The sequence below is a fragment of the Streptomyces subrutilus genome (assembly GCF_001746425.1).
Lineage (GTDB): Bacteria > Actinomycetota > Actinomycetes > Streptomycetales > Streptomycetaceae > Streptomyces > Streptomyces subrutilus_A.
The window spans coordinates 512,168-532,113 of record NZ_MEHK01000001.1 but is presented as its reverse complement, the minus strand read 5'-3'; the positions used below and the strand labels follow the sequence as shown (position 1 = coordinate 532,113).

The 19,946-nt window shown below is 70.5% G+C and carries 13 protein-coding genes; all 13 read right to left on the bottom strand.

Going from position 1 to position 19,946, the window contains the following annotated elements; translation table 11 throughout:
• Positions 1–67: 67 nt before the first annotated feature.
• The 13 genes from BGK67_RS03280 to BGK67_RS03220 all read right to left on the bottom strand — a co-directional run bounded on the left by BGK67_RS03280 (position 68) and on the right by BGK67_RS03220 (position 19,843).
• Positions 68–442, bottom strand: a complete 375-nt coding sequence (locus BGK67_RS03280; protein WP_069918467.1) for a roadblock/LC7 domain-containing protein — start codon at positions 440–442, stop codon at positions 68–70.
• 128 nt (positions 443–570) lie between these two features.
• Positions 571–906 carry an ArsR/SmtB family transcription factor gene (locus BGK67_RS03275; RefSeq protein ID WP_069923593.1) on the bottom strand — a complete coding sequence of 112 codons (336 nt, stop codon included), beginning with the start codon at positions 904–906 and terminating at the stop codon, positions 571–573.
• Positions 907–1,073: 167 nt separating this feature from the next.
• Positions 1,074–1,970 carry a DUF4436 family protein gene (locus BGK67_RS03270; RefSeq protein WP_069918466.1) on the bottom strand — a complete coding sequence of 299 codons (897 nt, stop codon included), beginning with the start codon at positions 1,968–1,970 and terminating at the stop codon, positions 1,074–1,076.
• A 29-nt stretch (positions 1,971–1,999) separates the two neighbouring features.
• On the bottom strand, positions 2,000–3,610 hold the full coding sequence (locus BGK67_RS03265) for an alpha/beta fold hydrolase (RefSeq protein ID WP_079153983.1): 1,611 nt from the start codon (positions 3,608–3,610) through the stop codon (positions 2,000–2,002).
• A 12-nt stretch (positions 3,611–3,622) separates the two neighbouring features.
• Positions 3,623–5,164, bottom strand: coding sequence for an alpha/beta fold hydrolase (locus BGK67_RS03260; protein ID WP_069918464.1), 1,542 nt, complete (start codon positions 5,162–5,164; stop codon positions 3,623–3,625).
• Positions 5,165–5,751: 587 nt separating this feature from the next.
• The gene (locus BGK67_RS03255; protein ID WP_069918463.1) at positions 5,752–6,219 is read right to left on the bottom strand and encodes a DUF3618 domain-containing protein; all 468 of its coding nucleotides are present in this window, start codon (positions 6,217–6,219) and stop codon (positions 5,752–5,754) included.
• Entirely contained in the window at positions 6,216–6,632 is a 417-nt protein-coding gene (locus BGK67_RS03250) for a phage holin family protein (protein ID WP_069918462.1), read from the bottom strand. Before BGK67_RS03250 ends, BGK67_RS03255 begins: the two co-directional genes overlap by 4 nt.
• 356 nt (positions 6,633–6,988) lie before the next feature.
• On the bottom strand, positions 6,989–9,160 hold the full coding sequence (locus tag BGK67_RS03245) for a TerD family protein (RefSeq protein ID WP_069918461.1): 2,172 nt from the start codon (positions 9,158–9,160) through the stop codon (positions 6,989–6,991).
• A gap of 147 nt (positions 9,161–9,307) precedes the next feature.
• Positions 9,308–10,399 (bottom strand): GNAT family N-acetyltransferase, encoded by a 1,092-nt coding sequence (locus tag BGK67_RS03240; RefSeq protein ID WP_432215420.1) that lies wholly within the window; start codon positions 10,397–10,399, stop codon positions 9,308–9,310.
• 679 nt (positions 10,400–11,078) lie between these two features.
• Positions 11,079–15,842, bottom strand: a complete 4,764-nt coding sequence (locus BGK67_RS03235; protein ID WP_069918460.1) for a DNA repair ATPase — start codon at positions 15,840–15,842, stop codon at positions 11,079–11,081.
• Positions 15,843–15,935: 93 nt separating this feature from the next.
• Positions 15,936–17,981 carry a flotillin family protein gene (locus BGK67_RS03230; protein WP_069918459.1) on the bottom strand — a complete coding sequence of 682 codons (2,046 nt, stop codon included), beginning with the start codon at positions 17,979–17,981 and terminating at the stop codon, positions 15,936–15,938.
• A gap of 62 nt (positions 17,982–18,043) precedes the next feature.
• Positions 18,044–18,649 (bottom strand): hypothetical protein, encoded by a 606-nt coding sequence (locus tag BGK67_RS03225; RefSeq protein ID WP_069918458.1) that lies wholly within the window; start codon positions 18,647–18,649, stop codon positions 18,044–18,046.
• Between the two features lie 477 nt (positions 18,650–19,126).
• On the bottom strand, positions 19,127–19,843 hold the full coding sequence (locus BGK67_RS03220; RefSeq protein ID WP_069918457.1) for a TetR family transcriptional regulator: 717 nt from the start codon (positions 19,841–19,843) through the stop codon (positions 19,127–19,129).
• Between the last annotated feature and the right edge of the window lie 103 nt (positions 19,844–19,946).

Below are 19,946 nucleotides of genomic sequence, written 5' to 3'. Positions count from 1 at the left end.
GCCGTACATGTCGATGTCGACAATTGCGAAAACCTGCAACTCGTGGGCATGGCTAAAGGGGACTTCGCTAGACCTCGAGGTCGGCTTCGATGCGGCGGAGCTGGTGGCGCGCCATGGCCAGATTGGCGTTGTGCTTGTCCAGCACGAGGTAGAGGAAAAGGGTCTCCTTGCCGCGTCCCGTGCACAACAGGATGAGGTGGTATTGGTTGCCGAGGGTGATCAGGACGTCTTCGAGGGCGTCGGTGAGCCCGAGGTGTTCCATGGTGCGGGCATTGGCGCGGAGGACATCGGTGTTGCCGGCAGCGGCGACGGTGAGGTCGAGGTCGCGTCCGCCGCCTACGGTGCCGAGGGCCATTCCGCTGTTGTAGTCGACCAGTGCGGCTCCGAGGGTTCCCTCGACGCTGGTCATGATGTCCTTGAGGGCAGTGTCCACGTTGGCCATGACGTCGCCTTCCGGTGGGTCGGGGCGCCCGCTGGGCGCGGGCTGTCACCGGACGCTACCCACGGTGGAGGCCCGCCCGTGGACGATTGGCCAACTTCGGGTGGGACGGGCGTGATCCTGGTGCAGCGCTACCGCGGCGGGCGGGCGGTGAGGTCGGCCAACAGATCGGCCTGGCCCTGCAGGACACCGGTGAGGATGCTGCGGGCCACGCGCAGGAGTTCGGCTACCTCGTCGCTGGCGAGGCGGTAGTGGACGCTGGCACCCTCGCGACGGGTGTGCACGAGATTGGCCTTCCGCAGCACGGCGAGTTGCTGGGACAGCGCCGCGGCTTCCACACCGACCTCGGTGAGCAGTTCGTACACGGCGTGTTCGCGCCGGCTGAGGAGTTCCAGGACCCGGATGCGCACCGGGTGGCCCAGGGTTTTGAAGAACTCCGCCTTCAGCTGGTAGAGGGGAGTACTCACCTTCCGGGGCTCGTCGTCGTTGGCTTCGTCGGCGCGTCCTGGCACGGCGTAGGCCCCATCCTGGTGTCGGGCGGCTCTCGGAGGTCTGCCGCGCTGTGACCGCCACGATCGCAGATGCCTCCCCGGGGCGGGGAGTTGCCGGGGGTATTGGGGAACCGGGGCCCAGCTCAGCGCCCTCGGGCGGGACGGGTGCCGTCGTCCTGGAGGGCGGTGCGGACGCCGGTGACGACCACGGCGATCAGGCACAGGGCGATGACGGTCTCGGCCCACAGGAAGGCGAACCAGTCCAGCACGCAGCCGATCGGGGGTGAGCCGGGGGCGGTGTTGCGGAACGCCGCGAGGGCGAACAGGGTGGCGGCCATCCAGGCGAGGGCCGGCCAGGTCAGGCCCTGGCTCCGGGTCGTCAGATACCAGGCCCCGACGAGCACGGACGCCGCCAGTGCCCACATCACGAGCATCATGAAGACCGCGAAGACGAGCAGGCTGCCCGATCGGGTCAGCTCCAGTGCCAGCAGGGCCTCTTGCCCGGAGGGGGCGGGTGCTGCCGAGATCGAGAAGAGGGTGTCGTTGTTGGAGAACAGGACCCGTACCGGTACCTCCTTGCCGTCCAGCTGCGCCCAGAACTCGATGTCGGTCTCGTAGGTGTCGAACGGGTAGTCGCTGATCGATCCGTCCGTGAGCGCGACCTGCACGTCCGTGGTGGCGAGCCGCTCGTGCGCCTGGAACTCCAGATCGCCGAGGGTCGCCAGAGAGGTCTGGATGCTGAGATCGCCTGCCGGCGCCGTTCCCTCCTCCTCGCCGAGGGTCCCCCGGGGGGTGATCTGGACCCGCAGGAGCAGTTCTCTGGCCGCAGCGTCGACATGTTGGACGGTGGCCTTCACGTCCACCCGGTCCGCGGCCTGGGATCCGACCGTGTGGACCGTGTCGATCGCCCGTCGCTCGGAGAACTGCAGCCACGACCCCACGCCCACCGCCACCATGACCAGGACCGCGAGGGGGAGCAGGACCGGCAGCAGCGAGACCCCCGCCCGGTGCGGGTGACGTGGTTCCCAGGTGGCGGCCATGGCGACTCCGACGCGGCGGGCAGCGCGTCTCAGGGCCCGATCTCGAACTCGGGCGCCTCGAGGTCCTTCACGCATCCGGTATCGGGCGCGGTCGGGTCGTCGAAGAACGAGAGGGCGATCTCCTGCGCGCACTTCGAGGTCGCGAACACCACGTGCGGCTCGTAGGGGATCGTGACGACGGTCGCCTTGTCCAGCGTGCGGGCGACGTACGGCCCGTTGTCCGCCCCGGTCTGGGCGTCGAACGCACCCGACAGGGCGAGGGTGGGGATGTCGCCGCGGGTGGCATCCCGGATCGAGGGCGCGGCCGCCGGGACGTCCCAGACGTCGCAGTCCGGACGCAGCGAGGCGAGCAGCGGAGCCTGTTCCTGCACCGAGCGCGGGAACGAGGGGAACTCCTTCTGTCCGCCCCGGAGCGCCGCGTCCTTGCTCTCGTACGGTGTCCACTCGCTGCAGAAGACGCCGTAGACGAGGCCGTGCGCGACCCTGCCGATGGCCTGGGGGCTGAGCTTGCCGCCCGCCCACTGCTGGGCGATGCGCTGCGGCTTCCCGTGCGCCAGTTCGTCGAGCGCCGCGGGTACCTGCGTCGCCACATGGGTGGCGGACACCAGCCAGTTCACCAGCGCGCCGCCGTCCAGGACGACCTTCACCGGCTTGTCGCCGCCGGGGAGCGTGACGGTGGTGGTGACCGGCTCGGCCTCCAGGTCGCGGACGAGCTTCTCGAAGGTGGCCGACAGGTTCGGGTAGCGCTTGTTGCACGCCGGCTGGTCCGCGCAGGCCTTGAACAGGCCGTCGAAGCCCTGCCGGGCGCTGCTCCAGGTCGACGCCTCCCCGGACCGGGACGGCGGCAGGATGCCGTCGATGCCGACCGAGCGGAGCCCTTCGGGGTGCAGGCGCATGTAGGCCAGGGCCAGGTGGGTGCCGTAGGAGATGCCGTACAGGTTCCATTCCTTGATGCCCAGCGCGGTGCGCAGGTCGTCGTAGTCGGCGGCGCTCTCGGTGTCGTTGTAGGCGCTGAGGTCCGTCCCGCGGTCCGCCAGCCTGTCGCGGCAGGCCTTCGTGGCCTCGACGTGCAGGCGCTCGGTGGACGGGGCGTCGAAGACGAGACCGACCGCGCGTGCGTTGAACTCGTCGATGTTGGGGCAGAGGAGGTCCGGGTCGGCCGAGTACGTACCGCGCTGGGACATGAAGATCACGTCACGGTCGCGGTTCAGGCCGCCGTCGATCGCCATCTTCGCCTCCCCGACGGCGTCGTCGCCGGGCCCGCCCGCGAGCCACACGACCGGGTCGGGTTCGGGTTCGCCGGTCGCGGCGGGCACGATCGCCACACCGAGTCTGATCGTGCGACCGCTCGGCTCGGCGCGGTTCTCGGGCACGGTGAGCGTTCCGCAGCGGGCCCCTTCCAGGGCTTCGATCGGCTCCGGTGTCTTCGGGCAGGGGCCCGGTTCGAAGCGGGCGTCGCCCACCGTCCGGGCGACCGTGCCGATGGGCGCTCCTGGGCTGGGGCTCGTGCCGGTACGGGGCTGTGCCTGGGCGGGCGCCGCGAGCAGGGCGGTGACGAGGAGACCTGCCGCCACGCCGGCCGACGGGGCCAGGAGCCGTCGCACGGTGCGCCGACGACGGGGCGCGTGCTGACGTGTCATCTGCCCTCCCGGCTACTTCGGGATGATCGTGAACGGTCCGGGCTCGACATCGTCCACGCAACCGGTGTCGGGCGCGGTCGGTCGAGCGAGGAACGAGGCCAGCACGCGTTGCGCGCAGGGCGACTGCGGGACCACCCAGTGGCCGATCCCGGGAACCTGCACGGCAGTCGAGTGGGACAGGTTGCGGCTCACGCCCTGCGCCCAGCTCGCACCGGTCTTCACGTCGAACGTGCCGGAGACGACGAGCGCCGGCACCGAGCTGACCGTGGGCACCCGCTGGACGGGGGCGCGGTCCGGAACGTTCCAGATCCCGCACGCCGCGTACTGGAAGGGCAGCTGCGGCACCTGGGCCAGGACCGTGTCCGGCCAGCCGGGGAAGGCCTTCTGTCCCGCCTTCAGCACGTCGCCCTCCGTGAATCCCGGAGCCCACTCGCCGCACGCGATCGAGTTCGTCAGGCCGTGCGCGAACTCGCCGACCTTCTGGACCGAGCCGGCCGCGCGGGCCTGCGCGAAGCGCTCCGGATTGCCGCGGCTGAGTTCGTCGAGCGCCGCCGGCATGTCCTTGGGCCGGGGGTGGAAGGCCACGATCTGGTTCAGCAGCGCGCCGCCGTCGAGGACGGTCTTGACGGGCTTCCCACCGTCCGGCGGCGTGACGTCCAGGGTCAGCGGCTGTGCCTCCAGCTTGCGCACCTGTTCCGCCAGCAGGCGCGGAAGGTCCGGGTACCGGTCCTTGCAGGCGGGCTGCGCCGCGCACGCCTCGAAGACGTTGCGGATCCCCTCGGCGGTGCTGCCCCACGTCCACGGCAGCGTGACCTCCTGGGGAGGTGCGATCGAGTCGACCGCCACCGCGCGGATGCCCTCGGGGTGCAGGCGCAGGTAGGTGAGGGCCAGGTTGCTGCCGTAGGAGTAGCCGTAGACGTTCCACTGGGGGATGCCCAGCGCCTTGCGCAGGTCGGCGAAGTCGGCGGCGTTCTCGGTGGTGTTGTAGGCGCTCAGGTCGACGCCGTCGGCTGTCAGGCGGTCCCGGCAGTCCTTCACCGCTTCCAGGAAGAGCTGCTCCGCCTGCTGCGCGGCGTAGCCCAGGCCGACGGCCTGGGCGTTGAACCGGTCGATCTCCGGGCAGGCGAGGTTGGGCTGGTCGTAGAGGTTGCCGCGCTGGGCCATGACGATCAGTTCCCGGTCCTTGTTCAGACCGGAGTCGACGAGGAAGGGAATGTCGTCGAACGTGTCGGCGCCGGGGCCGCCCGCCATGAACACCACCGGATCGGGGGCGGGTTTCGCGGAGGTGGCCGAAATGCGCGCGACGGCCAGCTTGATGGTGCGGCTGCCGGGACGGGAGCGGTTCTCGGGGACCTCGAGGAAGCCGCAGCGTGCGTCACCCAGCGCTTCGATCGGCTCGGGCGGTTTCGGACAGGGACCGGGCACGAACCGGGACGGGGGCACCGGGCTGGGCTGCCCGGCGGGCGCGGCGGCGCTGGGCGTGAGGCCGAAGGCCGCCAGGCAGCAGACCAGAGCGGCCGCCGCAGTCACCGCGTGGATGCTGTGCTTTGGCATGTGATCCCGTTCCTCTGCCGACATCCGCGGCGGCCCTGCCGGACCGCGGCGTATTGGGCGGAACGCACGTTTACGACGCTACCGGCTGGCTGCTCCGCGTGCACTCGGAATGGACACGACCCCTGGTCAGGGCCGTGTCCGTCGCGGTCGTCACCGATGCCGCACCGGGCCTGCCCCACGACCCGCGGGTCGACCGACGGTTCGTCGGACTGGACGCCATGGCCGTCGTGCTGCCCATGGGCCATCCGTACTCCGAGCGCGGCCCGGTACGCCTTCAGGCGCCGGCCGACCAGACCTGGGCCGAGGACAACGACGGCTCGGCGGCGCTCCCGCGCCCGCACGCCGCCGGTGCCGGCGTCGACGCCCGCACCGACCTCGACGCGGCCGATCCGCACGGCAAGCCGGCCCTGGTCACGACCGGGTTCGCCATCGCGGCGATGGATCGGCCTGGTCGCGGCCGAGGACCGCGGCTCGGCGAACCGGGTCAGGTCGGCCGGCCGGTCCCCCGGGCGCGGAACGCCGGTCACCGCCGATGGCGGGGCCTGTCGCGGCCCCGCCATCAGGACGCTCCGGCCCGTGCGGAGCGATCAGCGGCGCTTACGGCCGCGGCGCAGCAGCAGAAACACCACAACGGCGGCGGCTGCGGCGGCGAACAACGGCGTCCGATTGGCCTTCGCCATGGTCGCGGCGGTCTCGGCCTTCTCGCGGACCGTGTCGGGGGTCCGCTCGGCGGCGATATGGCCGGCCCGGGCCGCACCGTCGCGGACCTGCGCCGCGGCCTGGGCCGCCTTGTCGAGGACGGGGTCCGGGGTCTTCTCCTTGACCAGCTGTGCGGCGAGCGCCGTCTTCTCCCTGAGCTGGTCGGCGACGTACGCGGCCTTCTCGGCGGCCTGTTCCTTGAGCTCGGCCGTCTTCTCCTTGGCCTGGGCCTTGACATCGGCCTTGGCCGCCAGCGCCTCCACGGTCTGGCCGAGCTCGTCGCGAGTGTGTTCGACCCGCTCGCGCAGCTCCTCGGGGGTGGGCGTGGACTCCTGGTCCTCAGGTTGCTTGGTCACCGGTGTGCCTTCTCCTTGATTTCGGCCACGTCGGCCTTGAGGCCGGCGATGGCCTGTTCAGGTGCGGGTGTGCCTGCCTTGGCGATCTGCTTCTTCCCGGCGGCGGCCATCACGGCGGCCACCGCCGCCAGCAGCGCGGCGACGATCAAGGCCGAGGCCCACACCGGCAGGAGCAGGGCGAGGGCCGCGATCACAGCGCCGATCAGGGCCTGCGCGGCCAGAATGCCGACCAAGCCGGCGCCGCCGACCAGGCCGCCGCCCAGCCCGAAGCGCTTGCCCTTCTGGGTCATCTCCGCCCGGGCGAGCTGCATCTCCTCGCGGACCAGCTCAGACATCTGCTGCGACGCTCGTGACACGAGATCGCCCACCGACTCGTCGGTACTGCCGTGGCCCGGCCGTCCAGCAGTGCTCATGGAGGGCTCACCTTCCTCTCCGTGCTCGGCGAGGCCGCGAGTGCCGCCCGACGGCGGCCACCGGCCCCGCTCATGGGTGCCCGCGCTGATCAGGGGCGTGCCGCGGCGGTACCGGACTCGAACCGAGCCATGGCAGACCCCCTGGTTGAGGTGTGTGTACACGCTACTGTCACGGGCACGCCTACCCCACAGCCCACCGATCACGCGTCCGGGGGAAAGAACAGAGGCCCCCGGCCGTCCCGCGTACAGGCGGGCGGCCGGGGGCCTCAAGTCGGTGGCGAGGAAAGCGGAGGGACTAATTTCAAGGAGTTGGAGAAGGAAGCCCCTTCATGGCCTCGCCACGGCCACGTTAACAGTCAGGCGGGGATCAGGTCACGCAGGTTTTCGGGAGTGACGATCCGCGACTGCGGGTGCAGCCCGGCCGGCCGCTCCAGGCCGATGTAGGTGACGGGCCCCGCCGGCACCGTCTTGCCGTCCCACAGGGTGAGCGTCGTCGCGCTGCCGCTCATCAGCTCGGTGAGGTAGCGCACGCTGAGCTGCTCGCACTCCACGATGCCGCGCAGCAGCGCCGCGACCGTCACCCGGTTGCCCTCGACCGTGTTCGACGACGGAGCCCCCTTCAGGTAGAGGTGCAGCCACTTGGCGCGCCACCGGCCGTCGCCGCCGCGCAGGAACACCAACGGCAGGGCGACCCGGCCGGGACCGCGCAGCTCCGACTTCAACCGCACCGTACGCGCTTCGAACGGGCGCCCCTGCTGCTCGCCCTCGCGCAGCATGAACCCGAAGAAGGACTCCTCGACCTCCTCGAAGCCCTCCCCGGAGAAGATGTTGACCTGCGGCACGATGCAGTCGGCCCGCACCGCGTCCAGCCGCAGGTTGATGAACTCCGAAGCCCCGTCGGGAGCGTTCGTGATGTCGCCGGAGTGCTCGCCCTCGACAGCACGCAGGTTGGTGTACGAGAGCCAGGAGGCGGTCGAGTAGTCGGCGTTCAGGAGCGCCGCCGACAGGTCGTAGTCGGTGGAGTTCGCCGTCTGCTTCCAGTGGACGAAGAAGCGCAGCAGCTCTCCGTCGACACGCGACACCGAGCCGCGCGGCAGCACACCCAGCCCGGACGCGGTGGCATTGCCGCTGAGCGGCAGCGCCACGTCCAGGACCTCCGGGTCGATCAGCAGGTGGTCCGCGGCGGGCAGCCGGCGGCGCAGCTCCGCGTCGAGCACGGAGATCAGCCGGCCCCGCTCGCGCGCGAACACCGGCCGGCGGACGTCGTCGGTGACCCAGGCCCGGCCGAGGCGGTTGACGAACACGCGCTGCCCACCCGTCTCCTGCTCGCGGTTGTGCAGGTGCTGGCGCACCGACAGCACGACCCTGCCGGAGACGTCGCGGACGACGTGCCCGGCGGCGGCCACGACCACGTCGCGCTCGTCCTGTGTGAAGGAGTCGAGCAGCAGCTGGTCGAGGGACCGGAAGAGCTTGCCGGGCGCGGCCTTCAGCAGTTCGACCGCGGCCGTGGTGTCACCGCGGGCGAGCAGCTCCGCTACCCGGCTGTCCAGCGAGCGCGCCGTCTTCTCGCCGCGGGCGACGGCGAACACATCTGCCGCGTGCGGCCACTGCGGGTACTCGTGCGGGTGCAGCCGCTCGCCGAGCCGCTTCCACCGCTCGCGGTGTGCGTGCACGTCGGCGAGCTTGGCCGGCGACACGGCGACCACCGCGTCCAGGCCCGCGAGCAGCGCCCGGCGCACCGACCGGGGCAGGGCGCGCAGCCGCGTCGGCTCCCGCAGGGTCACGTCGCCGCCGACGAGCGCGCAGGCCAGGCGGAGCACATCGGTCACCGTGTCCAGCAGCAGGCTCGAACCGGTCATCAGGCGGGCCTGGTTGACCACGGCACGGTTCTCCCGGACGGGGATGTCCTCGGGCTGCGGCCCGTCGGCGCAGTGGCCGGCGAGGTCCCGCAGGTCGCCCAGGCCGTCCTCGCCGAGCGGGGTGGTGCTGCCGGCCAACGCCAGGTAGAGGGAGGTGATTTCCTCGTCGAGGGTGCCGCCCAGGTGCAGGACCGTCATACGGTCTCCCGCCGCGGCGATCAGCTCGTCGTGGTGGGCGAGCATCTCGGCGTAGGTGTGGCGGTAGTTCCCGTACGACGGCAGGGTGAGCAGGTTCACCACACCGGCGCTCAGCTGCTCCAGCGTGCTCGCGCGCGTCTCGTCGTCGGCGAGCGCGTCGGCGATGCAGCCCATCCAGAACTCGAAGGTGTCCGGCACGTTGGCGGGGAAGTCGATGAAGTACACGTTGTGCCGGACGTGGTCACCGACCATCTCCCGTACGGTGCCCAGCGTCCGTACGGCGGTCTCGACGACCGCGCCCTCGGAGAGCCCCGACAGGTGCGCGAGCAGTTCGGCGGAGAGCTTGAAGCCCACGGACATCAGCGCGGCGTCGAACTGCTGCGCCGCGACAGCGCCTTCCCCGATGGCTCCCGTGGGGCGAGGGAGGCGGTGGGTGTGCCGGATGACCAGGGGTTCGAGTCGGTGGACCATTCCGCGATGATCCCAAGGCGGGGGGAGCGGCCGCACCCGGTTTTCCCCTCCGGGGCGCAGCCGCAGGTCACCCGTCGTTGCGGAAGGTGATCCCGCCCTTGCCCTTGTCGCTCACCCCGGCCGTGCCCGGGTCGGGCAGCTGCCTCCTCAAGGGCGCCGGTCACGCATCTTGCCGGCTCCTTCCAGGACTTGCAGGGCTGCGGTCTTGAGATGGGGGCGCTCGCTCACGAAGCGGCGCACAGCACGTGCAGGCTCCCGGCTGAGCCAGTGGAGAGCCGCACCGGGGCTGCGGCGCAGAAGAGCGCCTTCATGAACCGTCAGCTCTCGTGTCTTGAGGTGATCCTTGTAGGAGGCGTCACCTCTGCCGAGATCGAGCAGGTCGATGCCGGCGGCTGCGGCCGCTTCGATGATGCGCAGATGGAGGACGAGACCGGGGGAGAACGGGGCGACGTCCCGGTCGTACGCGGGGAACCAGTACGACAGCACGGTACGTGAGCGCAGCCCGAAGTGTGCGGCGACAAGCCTTTCGCCTGCGTAGAGCGCCGATAGCAGGCCCGAACAGCCGGGTGTGTCCGTGGCGGCGAGGATGTGTACCAGGTTGTTGATCCATTCCTGGGCGAATCGGTCGCGCCGCCCCGTTCGGCGGTACTGGGCAGATTTCCACGCCACCAGCGTCCGCAAGGCCGTCGGGTTCCGTTCGTCGAACACGAACCTCAAAGGCCCGATCCGGCGAGCCAGACGGCGCTCCTGCGCCCGGGTCGACTTCAGGAATGTGCGGGAACGGGTTCGGAGCAGATTCTCGTAATGGGTGTAGCCGCCGCTGAGATCGATGACGGGCGAGGCGTATCGCCCCGTGGCGAACGGCAGAAACAGGTTCTGGCCGCTTTCGAGATGGTTGAACTCCCAGACACTCAGGCGGCTGGCGCGCAGAAGCTGGTGCGGATCGACGTGTACATCGGGGTGCAGGACGGCTCCCTGACAGTCGGACACGCCCAGACCGATCGCGCGGCCGCGGCCCCACCGGCCGCGCTCGAAGGGGAAGAAGCCGGCGGGCTCGCCGTCCTGGCGCACGACCGCGACCCTGGCACCCGGCCGGACACGGCCGACCGCCTGGCTGAACTCGGGGCTCATGAAGGGATTGGCAACGGGCGCGGTCCTGGCCCGCAGCGCGCTCCACAGCCGCAGGTCGGCAGGGCTCATGTCGGCAGGGTGCATCACGTCGATGCGTTGAGTGGGCACGTCGGCTCCTGATTCATCGGATTGCTCGCGGGGCCTTTTCGGATTGCCGCCACGGGAGCAGTGGGTCGCGGCCGGGGTGGGACGACGGGCCGCACAGGCATGGCCCGGCCGTCGTCAGCGGCCCGCGAGAGCTCCCCCCTCCGGCGGCGCTGTTCGATGGCGAAGTGGCGTCGAGATGTGTGGGCTCCTCCCGTGGCCTCACGACTGCCGAGGTCTCGGACAGCCGCAGGCGGCGACGCCGAGGCGGACCTCGGCGCACCACCGTGTCGGCCAGTGGGCTTCGCCCCCGTGGTGCACCCGTCCAGTCCCGGTACGGCAATCAGACGGGTGCTTGCCGACCGCGAGCCGGCGGAGATCAAGTGGTGTCCTGCGGCTGTCGGCGCCGTTGCCATGACGGCAAAAGACGCAGCCCACGTCACCCCCCTTCCGGACGCCGAAACCAAGCGAGGAAGAAGGGGTGAGGGAACGAAGAAGGAGCACGCCGTCATGACCCCACCCATACTCGGCAGAGATCGCGTTCGGCGGTGTGGAACGAGAAGGCTGGTGTATCCGAACCTTCGCTCTAAGCCGCCTTCGAAAGAGTGGGCCCGGTGTGCAGGCGATCCACTCGCAAAGGGCACCCTCTCTCCGTCAGCCTCACCCGTACAGGACAGAGCGAGGCGAAGATGAGTGCGGCAGCTCAGCCGAGGGCTGTCATCGCTCGGCTCAGGGTGTCGTCGGCGGACCTGCCGAGGGCTTGTGCGCGGACGTACGAGGCGGTGATCTCGCACCAGCGGGCGGCCTGACGTTCGGTGAGTGTGCCGCGGAGGGCGCCGAGCTTGAGGAGGTTGGCCTCGGCTCCGGTGGTGAGGGTCTGGGCCTCCGACGTGTAGTGGTCGTCGATCACGGCGGTCAGTTCGGCCTCGTTCATGGCAGGCGAGAGGCGGGCCGCGATCTTGTTCATGTTGCGGTAGGAGCCTTGCAGGCGGAAGGGCGGCTCGGTACGGCCGGCCTCGCTCTGGGACGCGGAGGCGATGTAGGCGTCGTTCACGGCGAGCACCGTCTGCCGGGCGGTGAGCAGGTGGCGGAGCACGGCGAGGATCCGGTCCAGTTCGACCGGCGGGGACGGGTGGACGAGCCGGTCGCGCCGTGCGGTGGGGTCGCCTGCGGCGAGGCGTACGAGTAGCTCCAGGTCGGCACGGTCCCGGGCGGCGAGCGGGGCCAGGACCGGGTGGGAGGTGAGGGAGTTCTCGACGAAGCTGAGGGCGAAGGCGTCCTCCTTACCGGTCAGTACGTCGCCGAGGTTCCACACGTCGGCGCGGTTGGCGAGCATGTCGGGGACGCGGAAGCGCTGTCCGGACTCGGTGTACGGGTTGCCGGCCATGCAGACGGCGAACCGCTTGCCGCGCAGGTCGTGCCCGTCCAGGGTGCGGGTCGCGTCGCACAGTGGGATGAACTTCTGGAGCAGTTCGGGCGAGGTGTGCTGGATGTCGTCGAGGTAGAGCAGGACGTTGTTGCCGGCGGCGAGGGCGAAGGCGATCTTCTCCAGTTCGCGGCGGGCGCCGGCATCCGGGGCCTCGGCCGGGTCCAGAGAGACGGTGTGGTGGCCGAGGGCCGGGCCGTCGACCTTGACCAGGAGCAGCCCGAGGCGCTCGGCGACGTATTCCACGAGCGTGGTCTTGCCGTAGCCGGGTGGGGAGACCAACAGGAGCAGGCCGTTGCTGTCGGTGCGCTTGGCGTTTCCGGCCGCGCCCAGCTGCTTGGCGAGGTTGTCACCGATGAGGGGGAGGTAGACCTCGTCGACGAGCCGGTTGCGGACGAAGGAGGACATGGCGCGGGGCCGGTGCGCGTCGATGCGGAGCCGTCTGTGTTCGGCGGCGATGAGGGCGCTGCGGCGCTGCTGGTAGGCGCGGAAGCCCGGCACGGCTTGGGCGGTGAACTCCGCGGTGCGGGCCAGGAACTCGTCCAGGCGGAGCGCGAGGGAGCGTCCGGTGATCCGCCGGTGGGCGCCCAGGAGCCCGGCGACGGTCGCGGTGGTCTCGCCGATGGCCTCGTAGCGTTCCAGGGAGGGGCACAGCTCAACGGCCGCGGCCTCGGAGATGTCGCCTGCGTCGATGCGTTCGCCGGAGGCACTCGCGTAGGCGGTGAGCCAGCCTTCGACGAGGTGCTGCCGTGCCGCGAGCTCGGGCAGGGCGGTGAGCTCATCGTCGTAGGGCGAGGCGCCCACGGTGCGGCGGAACTTGTCGAGGAGGGCACGGGCCGAGGCGGAGACGGCGAAGCCCAGGGGGCCGGAGGTCAGCTCCTCGAAGAGGTACTCGGCGGCGCGTGCGGGATCGGCCGCCTTCGGGGCGAACCCGGTGATGTCCTGAGCGATTTCGGCTTGCAGGCCGTCGATGGCGGGGACGCGTCCGAACGTGTCGCGGGCCCGTGCCAGAGACACCGCACGCCGGGTGAAGGATTCGCGGTACTCAGCCGTCGTCGCGTGGGCCCAGAACAGTGTGGCCGCCGCCCGCTCGAGCGGCGGGTAGCGCAGCAGCCCGGCGTTCTCGTGCAACCGCAGGAGCACGGTGAGGATCGCGGTGGCGTCGTGATCATGGACGCCCCGCTCGTAACCCTCGTCGTACGCGGCTTCGGCGGCCTGCCGTACGAGTGCCGGCAGGTCGGCTGCGGCGAGGGCCTCCGCGCCGCGTTCGGCCAGCAGCCGGGCGGCCAGGTACTCGGCCCGGTACACCTCGGGTGACTCGGACGGCAGCTGCCGGTCCCAGTACGGGCGGGTGGCGGCGAATTCCGGGTCGGTGACCGGGCTGCGGTAGTCGGTGCCGGTCAGGGCGAAGGCCAGGCCGTCCTGGTGCGGTACGAGGGCCAGTTCGGGGGCCCGGCGGGTGACGGCGAAGCGGTGGCGGCCCAGGCGGATGGTGTCGCCGCCGTCCGAGAACAGCTCGCTGCGATCGCGCAGGGCGCGTCCGGCCTCCTGGCGGGCGGCGAGCAGCCGGCCTTCCACTTCCTCTGCCCTGACCGTGTCGTCGAGCTGACGCAGTTCGCCGGCGGTGCGGCGGACCTTGGCCGCCATCGGGTCGGAGGCGAAGTAGATGTTGATCTCGTCGATGCTCTGCAGTCCTGCGGCCCGACGGGTGACCGTCTCCAGGACCCTGCGTGCGGAGTCGGCGAGGGCCTCGCCGCGCCGGGCGCGGGCGTCCCGCAGGGTCTGCTCGCGTGCCGAGAACGCGTCGTGGATCTCCGTTCGCTTCTCGGTGATCTCGGTGAGGAAACCGTCGTGCTCGGCGAAGCGCGATTCCAGGTTCTCCAGTTGCACCAGCAGCCTGGCGAGTTGTGCTTCGCACTGCTCGGGCGTACCGGCTGCGGCCAGGGCGCCGGTGACGGCCTGGCCGAGCAGGGCGAACTCGGCCGCGAACTCGGCGCGCCCTTCCTGGTCGAGGAGTTCGCGGCGACGGGCGGCCAGGGTGGCTCGGGCGCGGTTGAGGCCGCCGAGGACCTCGGCGATCCGCTCCAGGATCGTGGTGCGTACGGTCGCGTCGCCGACGTCCAGGTCTGCGATGACCTCGACCAGGGTCCCGAGCCCGAAGACCGCCCTTTCCAGGCGTTCCTCGACCGGGGCGGCGCCGGCGACGGTGTTGATCGCTTCGGCGTCGGTGGTGAGCTGTTCGGCCTCGGCATGATGGTCCGTGAAGGCGTCCTGGCGGTGCAGGAAGGCCACGGCGCGCTGGGCGGCGGAGGCGATGTCACCATCCAGGTCGGCGGCGAGGGCCTCGATGCCCGTCGTGTCCGCGTACCGCATCTCCTTGAGGGTGAGCAGGTGACCCTGCGCGCGACGCAGCTCGGTGATGCGGTCGATCCACTCCTCGGCTCCGGCCGGTGATTCACCACGGATGCGGCGGACCAGCCGTGCGATCTGCTGAGCGGATGCGGCGAAAGCTTCGGAGGCCTGCAGGGTGAGGGCCCGTACCGTCTCGAACTCCTCCAGTACTCGAGCGGCGGTGGACCGGACGTCCTCCAGGGGGCGGCGGAGGCCGGTTTCCGGTTCGCCCAGCCAGTGGTGGATGTCTGCGGCCCGGACGCAGGCGGCGACCAGGGTCTCGTAGACCGCGCGGGTGGGCGTGGTCTCGGTGGACTGGCGGGCGATGGACAGGCAGTCGGCGATGCCCCGTACCAGGTCGGCGTTCCCGATCCGGCCGAGTGGGCCGTCACCCGTGGACACCGGGTGGGTATCGGAGACGTACGGGGTCCGCCACATCTGCACCGGGTGCGACCGCGCGGGCTCGACGCCCTCGGCGCGCAGAACGACAAGGGTGCCGTCATCGAAAAGGGCGTGGCCGTGGCAGGAGATCGGAGCGGCGACCTCCTTGCGGATCAGGTGGTAGGGCAGGAGCAGGCTCCTCCCCTGGACGCGGGCATGGAAGACGTACAGCACGTCTTCGCCGTCGGGGGAGTGGACAGCGCGTTCGAACTCCAGGTCCGCGGTGTCCGTGTCGAAGCTCTTCACCATGCCCGAGGCGAGGCAGTAGCCGCCGGGGAAGACGATGCCCTGGTCCTCGGGCAGCCGGCGGCAGGACTGGCCTATTCCGTCGAGGCGGACCACGGCGTTCGTGAGGATGTTGAAGACCAGGTGACGCCGCGTCTCCTCCTTGTAGGGGCGGATCCCCAGCAGGATGAGTGGGCCCACGGTCGCGTACGCGATCTCGGCATCGGCGAGGGACTGGAGCGGCTCGTCGACCGGCTCGCGGTGAACGCCATCGGCGGTCTCCGTGTCGTCGTCGGTCTTGACGGTGAGCGCACCGCCGACCGTCGAGACGAAGACCCGTCCGCAGACGGAGACGTGCGGGTGCCGACCCAGGACGTGGTCCTCGCGCGTCGTCTGCGTCCACTCGACGTCGTGGGCGGGCGGGAAGACATGGTCGCGTTCGCCGCGTGCGTCCAGGAACCGCGCCTCGCCGGACGAGGTGAGGGACCAGCGCAGGACGCGGATGTCCTCCGCCTGCTCTCCGGTCTGGAACACGGCCAGCAGCTTGCCGTCGACGTGGCGGAGCCGCAGGAGCCGCGCGCCCTGGAAGTAGCGGTGCAGGGCGCCGAATTCCCGTACGAAGGCGGCGTCGTCCAGGAGACCGGGCGCCGAGTCCTGGGAGAGAGGGTTCAGATCGCGGTCGTACAGGGCGAAGACATCGGCTACCGCCCGCTCGGCACCTGCGCTGGCGGAGCGGTGATAGCCGAAGAGCAGGACGTCCCCGACGGCGACGATGTCGCGGGGCACCACCCGCACGCCGTCGGTTCGCAAGCGTTCGGACCCGGCCAGGGAGAGTTCAGTCGATCCGAACTCGGCGATACGGGCGGCGTTCACGATCTCGGCCCGCCGGGCCAGCTCGCGGGCCTGCGCCGCCAGCCGGTCGCGCAGCACCTCGTACGACAGCACCTCGGGCGTACGGGCGTCCATCGCCGTGGCCGTGGTCATGTGATCCAGCTCCCTCGTATGCGAAGTGGTGCTCTTCCGGAGCCGCCGCCCCCTCCGCGGCGGCTCCGGAAGGTGACCGCACCCCCGTGGCGGTCAGCTCTTGGCGGTGCCGTTCATGCCGGCGAGTGTGGTCACCGGCGTGTCGGACAGGCCCAGCTGCCGGGCCTTGGCCATCAGCTCGTCCAGCTGCCCGGATCCGGCCGGCATGAGCTTCATCAGCAGGGCCGAGACGGTCAGGTTCTGCACGTCGGACGTGGACACCGAGCCCAGCACCTTCGTGAGGTCTTCGGTGAAGGATCCCGAGCCGTCCAGCCAGGGCCCCGCCAGGGTCTGGGCGGTCTGGGAGCTCTCCATGAACCCGTCCACGGCGCGGCCCATCGACATCGCTCCGACGATGCGGTCGAAGAACGCGGACTCGCCGCCGACGATGCTGATGTCGGCGCTCTCCAAGCCCGTCGCCAGGACGGTGGCCTGGGCCTCCGCGACCTGCCGTTGGACGTCGAGTCCGGCGAGTCGGATCTCCTTCTCCGCTTCCAGCCGCAGTCGGTACTCCTCGTGGCCGCGCGAGGCCTCGTCCAGCGCGGCCATGGCCGCCGCCTTCTCGGTCAGGCCCTCGGCCTCCGCCTTCAGCTTCTCGCCGATGGCGGTCGCCTCGGCGAGAGCCATCTCGCGTGCTCCGTCCGCCTCGGCCTTGAGCCGCGCCGTCGTCGCTCCGGCCTCCGCCCGGCCGGCCTTCTCGATGGCGTCCGCTTCCTTCTCCCGTACGGCCACCGCGGCCAGACCCTCGGCGGCGGCCTCCGCCTGGATGCCTTCGGCGAGGCGGATCTTGGCGCGGGCGTCGAGGTCCGCGGTCTTGTTGCGGGCCTCGGCGAGCGTGAGTTCCTCGGCCGCCCGGTGCACGGCCGCCTGCTCGGCGGCCTCCGCTGCCTTGATGTCCTTGACCAGCTTCTCCTGGGCCTGCGCCTCTGCGGCGATGACGATCGCCTGCCGCTCCCGCTCGGCCTCCTCCACCGTCCGCAGCCGCTTGATGGATTCCTCCTGCTCGGCGACCGTACGGTCCACCGCGATCCGCTCCCTCACGACCTCGGCGATGTCCCGCTTCTCGGTCTCTACCTCCTTGTCGGCGGCGATCCTCGTCAGCTGCGTCTCCCGCTCCCGCGCGATGACCTCCAGCAGGCGGTCCTTCTCGATGCGCTCGTTCTCGACGGCGATGACCCGCTCGCGGTTCTTCTGCGCGACGGCCACCTCGCGCGCCTGGTTCTCGCGCTGGATGCCGAGTTGCTCCTCCGTCTTCAGGAAGGCACCCTGCGCCCGCAGCCGCTCCTCCTCCACCCCCCGCGCGGTCTCCGCTTCCTCCCGCGCCCGCACCGTCTCGATCTCGCGGCGCTGCTTGATCTCGGCGTCCGCCTGCCGCCGTTCCAGCTCCAGGATGGCCTCGCGGGCGTCGACGTTCTGCCGGGTGAGCTCCTTCTGCTCGTGCTGGCGGAACTCGTTGGTGCGTACGCTCTCGACGGCTGTCAGCTCGGTGATCTTCCGGATGCCCTGGGCGTCGAGGATGTTGCCGGCGTCCAGCTGGGAGAGCGGGGTCTGCTCCAGGTAGTCGATCGCCGCGTCCTCCAGGCTGTAGCCGTTCAGATCGGTACCGATGACGTGGATGATCCGGTCGCGCAGTTCGTTGCGCATCGTGTAGAGGTCGGTGAAGTCGAGCTGCTTGCCGACCGTCTTGAGCGCCTCGGAGAACTTGGCGTTGAACAGCTCCTGCAGCGTCGCCTTGTCAGAGGCCCGCTGGGTGCCGATGGCCTGAGCCACTTTGATGACGTCCTCGACGGTCTTGTTGACGCGGACGAAGAACGAGATGCGGATGTCGGCGCGGATGTTGTCCTTGCAGATCAGACCGTCGCGCCCCGTGCGGGAGATCTCGATGGTCTTCACCGAGATGTCCATGACCTCGGCCTTGTGCAGAACGGGCAGCACGACCTGCCCGGTGAAGGTCACATCGACCTTCCGCATCTTGGAGACGATCAGGGCCTTGCCCTGCTCGACCTTGCGGAACAACCGGGTCACCACGAGCAGAGTCGTGATCACGAGGACGAGAACGACGATGACGAGCGTGCCAAGGCCCAAAGAGAAGGCATCCATGAGGAATCCCCACGTGAGAAGTCGAAACCGATAAGCCCGGGAAGGCCGAGAGAAGCGGCGGATCAGCCGCGCGGGTCGAGCGCCGCATCGAAGGGCGCGACCCAGAAGAACTCGCCTGCGTCGTCGTACGCGTAGAGCAGCGCGGTGCTGCCGAGCATCAGCGGATCACTGCCGTGCTGGCGGACCTGGACGACCGCGGTGGAGCCGTCCCCTGCCGTGACCTCGGCCTGCCCGAAGGCCGCGTCCACCCGCCCCGTGCGGATGACGCAGGTCAGACCGACGAAGTCCAGCCGGGACGGCCCGGGTTCGTCGGGGAAGAGTTTGGCGAGTGGCCGTACGAGCAGCCGCGTCACGCGCCACGAGAGAATCAGCGAGCCGAACAGCAGGACCGTGCCGAGGAAATGGACCCATGTGCCGGGCCATCCGGTACGGGCGAGAGCCAAGGAGCCGGACAGGTTCGTGAACCAGGCCACGGCGATCAGCAGTGAGACCGAGAGCGTGACGGGTACTCCGCCGATGCCCAGGGCACCGCCGTCGACGTCGGGACCGATGCCGTCATGGTCCGTCGCCCCGCAGAGCACCAGAAGCCAGAAGCCGAGGACGACCGCCAGGGACGCGGTGAACAACAGGGTGGGGAAGCCGAGGGCGGCAGCGATGAACTCGTCCATGAGCCTTCCCCCTCCCGTATGGCCGTCCGCCGGAGCCGGAGCGTTGGCTTCCGTCCTACGGCATTCACCGTGGCGCCCCTCCGGCTGCGCCCCATCCTGCCTGGCACGCGCGTTCTGGCACATTGCCGGTGGTCGGCAATCTTTACGGCTCCTTAACGCCGCACGCTGAAAGTGACGCTCGTCGTGCCGGGCGCCCGCGACTCCCAGACCATGGCGAGCCGTCGCGGGGGCCGAGGCCTCGGACTGTTCGGGCGGTTGCCCGCAGCCAGGCAACGCTCGGCAGCCCTCGCCGCCTCCCTGCACGAAGGCGGTACGACGCCGCCGGCCTCGTGTGGGACCTGCACCCCGGTTACGTTCGGGGGTTTTCCCACATTCGGGCCCGTCCCCGCGGCCGTGCCGGGGGAGAGCCATTGTCCTCAGCACCGGATCGCGGCCAGGCTGATCCCGTCGTCACCGCGGCGGCTGCAACGCCGGTCGCTATGCCGCCGGTTCGCCGGATCCGTCGAGGGCCCGGCCCGTGGCCTCCGCCGTGATACGCGCCGCGATTCCGTCCAGCAGGATCTCCAGAGCGGCCAGGAACACCGTCGTCCCGTCCAGCCGTGCCATGTGGGCCACGCTGCGTGCGATGGCCGGGAAGGCGGCGGGGTCGGCCGCAGGGTACTCGCGGGTCCAGGCCAGCTCGTCGCCCGTCCGGGCGGCCCCGTCCAGCGTCTCGAAGGCCGCGTCCATTCCGGCCCAGGCCAAGGAGAAGTCTCCGTAGACCCGGTGCAGGACGGCGGCCAGGGCGGGGGAGCATCCGGCTCGGCCGAAGGCCGCCAGGATGTGCTCCACGATCCGCATTTCGGCAGGGCGCCGCGTGGTGCGGTAGGTGGCCAGAACCGCCGCGCCGGGATGGCGAAGGGCGGTCTCCCGCGTGCGCAGCGCAAGGTCGCGCAGCGTGTCGCGCCAGTTCGGCGACGGTTGGAACCCCGTCAGGGTCTCCTCGAAGAGGCGGTCGGCGAGGGCCAGGTGGAGTTCGTCCTTGTCTCTGACGTAGCGGTACAGGGCGGAGGGGTCCACCCCCAGTCTGGCGGCGAGCCGCCGCACGCTGAGCGCTGCCGCGCCTTCGTCGTCGGCCAGCGCGAGCGCGGCGTCCACGATGATCCGCAGGTCCAGCTCGACCTTGGGGGGACGGCCCCTGCCTCGTACTGCCATGGGGCGATCAGACCAGGCCGGACAGTGCTTCCGCAAGCCCTGTCGCCCGGCGGAAAATCTTTTACCCACACCGTTGACAAAATAGTGCGGCGAGCGGTTGTCT

Bases quoted from the DNA above. Each gene is read 5' to 3' on its own strand.
- BGK67_RS03265 (WP_079153983.1), bottom strand. From the start codon at position 3,610: ATGACACGTCAGCACGCGCCCCGTCGTCGGCGCACCGTGCGACGGCTC.
- BGK67_RS03245 (WP_069918461.1), bottom strand. From the start codon at position 9,160: ATGGTCCACCGACTCGAACCCCTGGTCATCCGGCACACCCACCGCCTC.
- BGK67_RS03260 (WP_069918464.1), bottom strand. From the start codon at position 5,164: ATGCCAAAGCACAGCATCCACGCGGTGACTGCGGCGGCCGCTCTGGTC.
- BGK67_RS03270 (WP_069918466.1), bottom strand. From the start codon at position 1,970: ATGGCCGCCACCTGGGAACCACGTCACCCGCACCGGGCGGGGGTCTCG.
- BGK67_RS03230 (WP_069918459.1), bottom strand. From the start codon at position 17,981: ATGGATGCCTTCTCTTTGGGCCTTGGCACGCTCGTCATCGTCGTTCTC.
- BGK67_RS03220 (WP_069918457.1), bottom strand. From the start codon at position 19,843: ATGGCAGTACGAGGCAGGGGCCGTCCCCCCAAGGTCGAGCTGGACCTG.
- BGK67_RS03250 (WP_069918462.1), bottom strand. From the start codon at position 6,632: ATGAGCACTGCTGGACGGCCGGGCCACGGCAGTACCGACGAGTCGGTG.
- BGK67_RS03235 (WP_069918460.1), bottom strand. From the start codon at position 15,842: ATGACCACGGCCACGGCGATGGACGCCCGTACGCCCGAGGTGCTGTCG.
- BGK67_RS03280 (WP_069918467.1), bottom strand. From the start codon at position 442: ATGGCCAACGTGGACACTGCCCTCAAGGACATCATGACCAGCGTCGAG.
- BGK67_RS03225 (WP_069918458.1), bottom strand. From the start codon at position 18,649: ATGGACGAGTTCATCGCTGCCGCCCTCGGCTTCCCCACCCTGTTGTTC.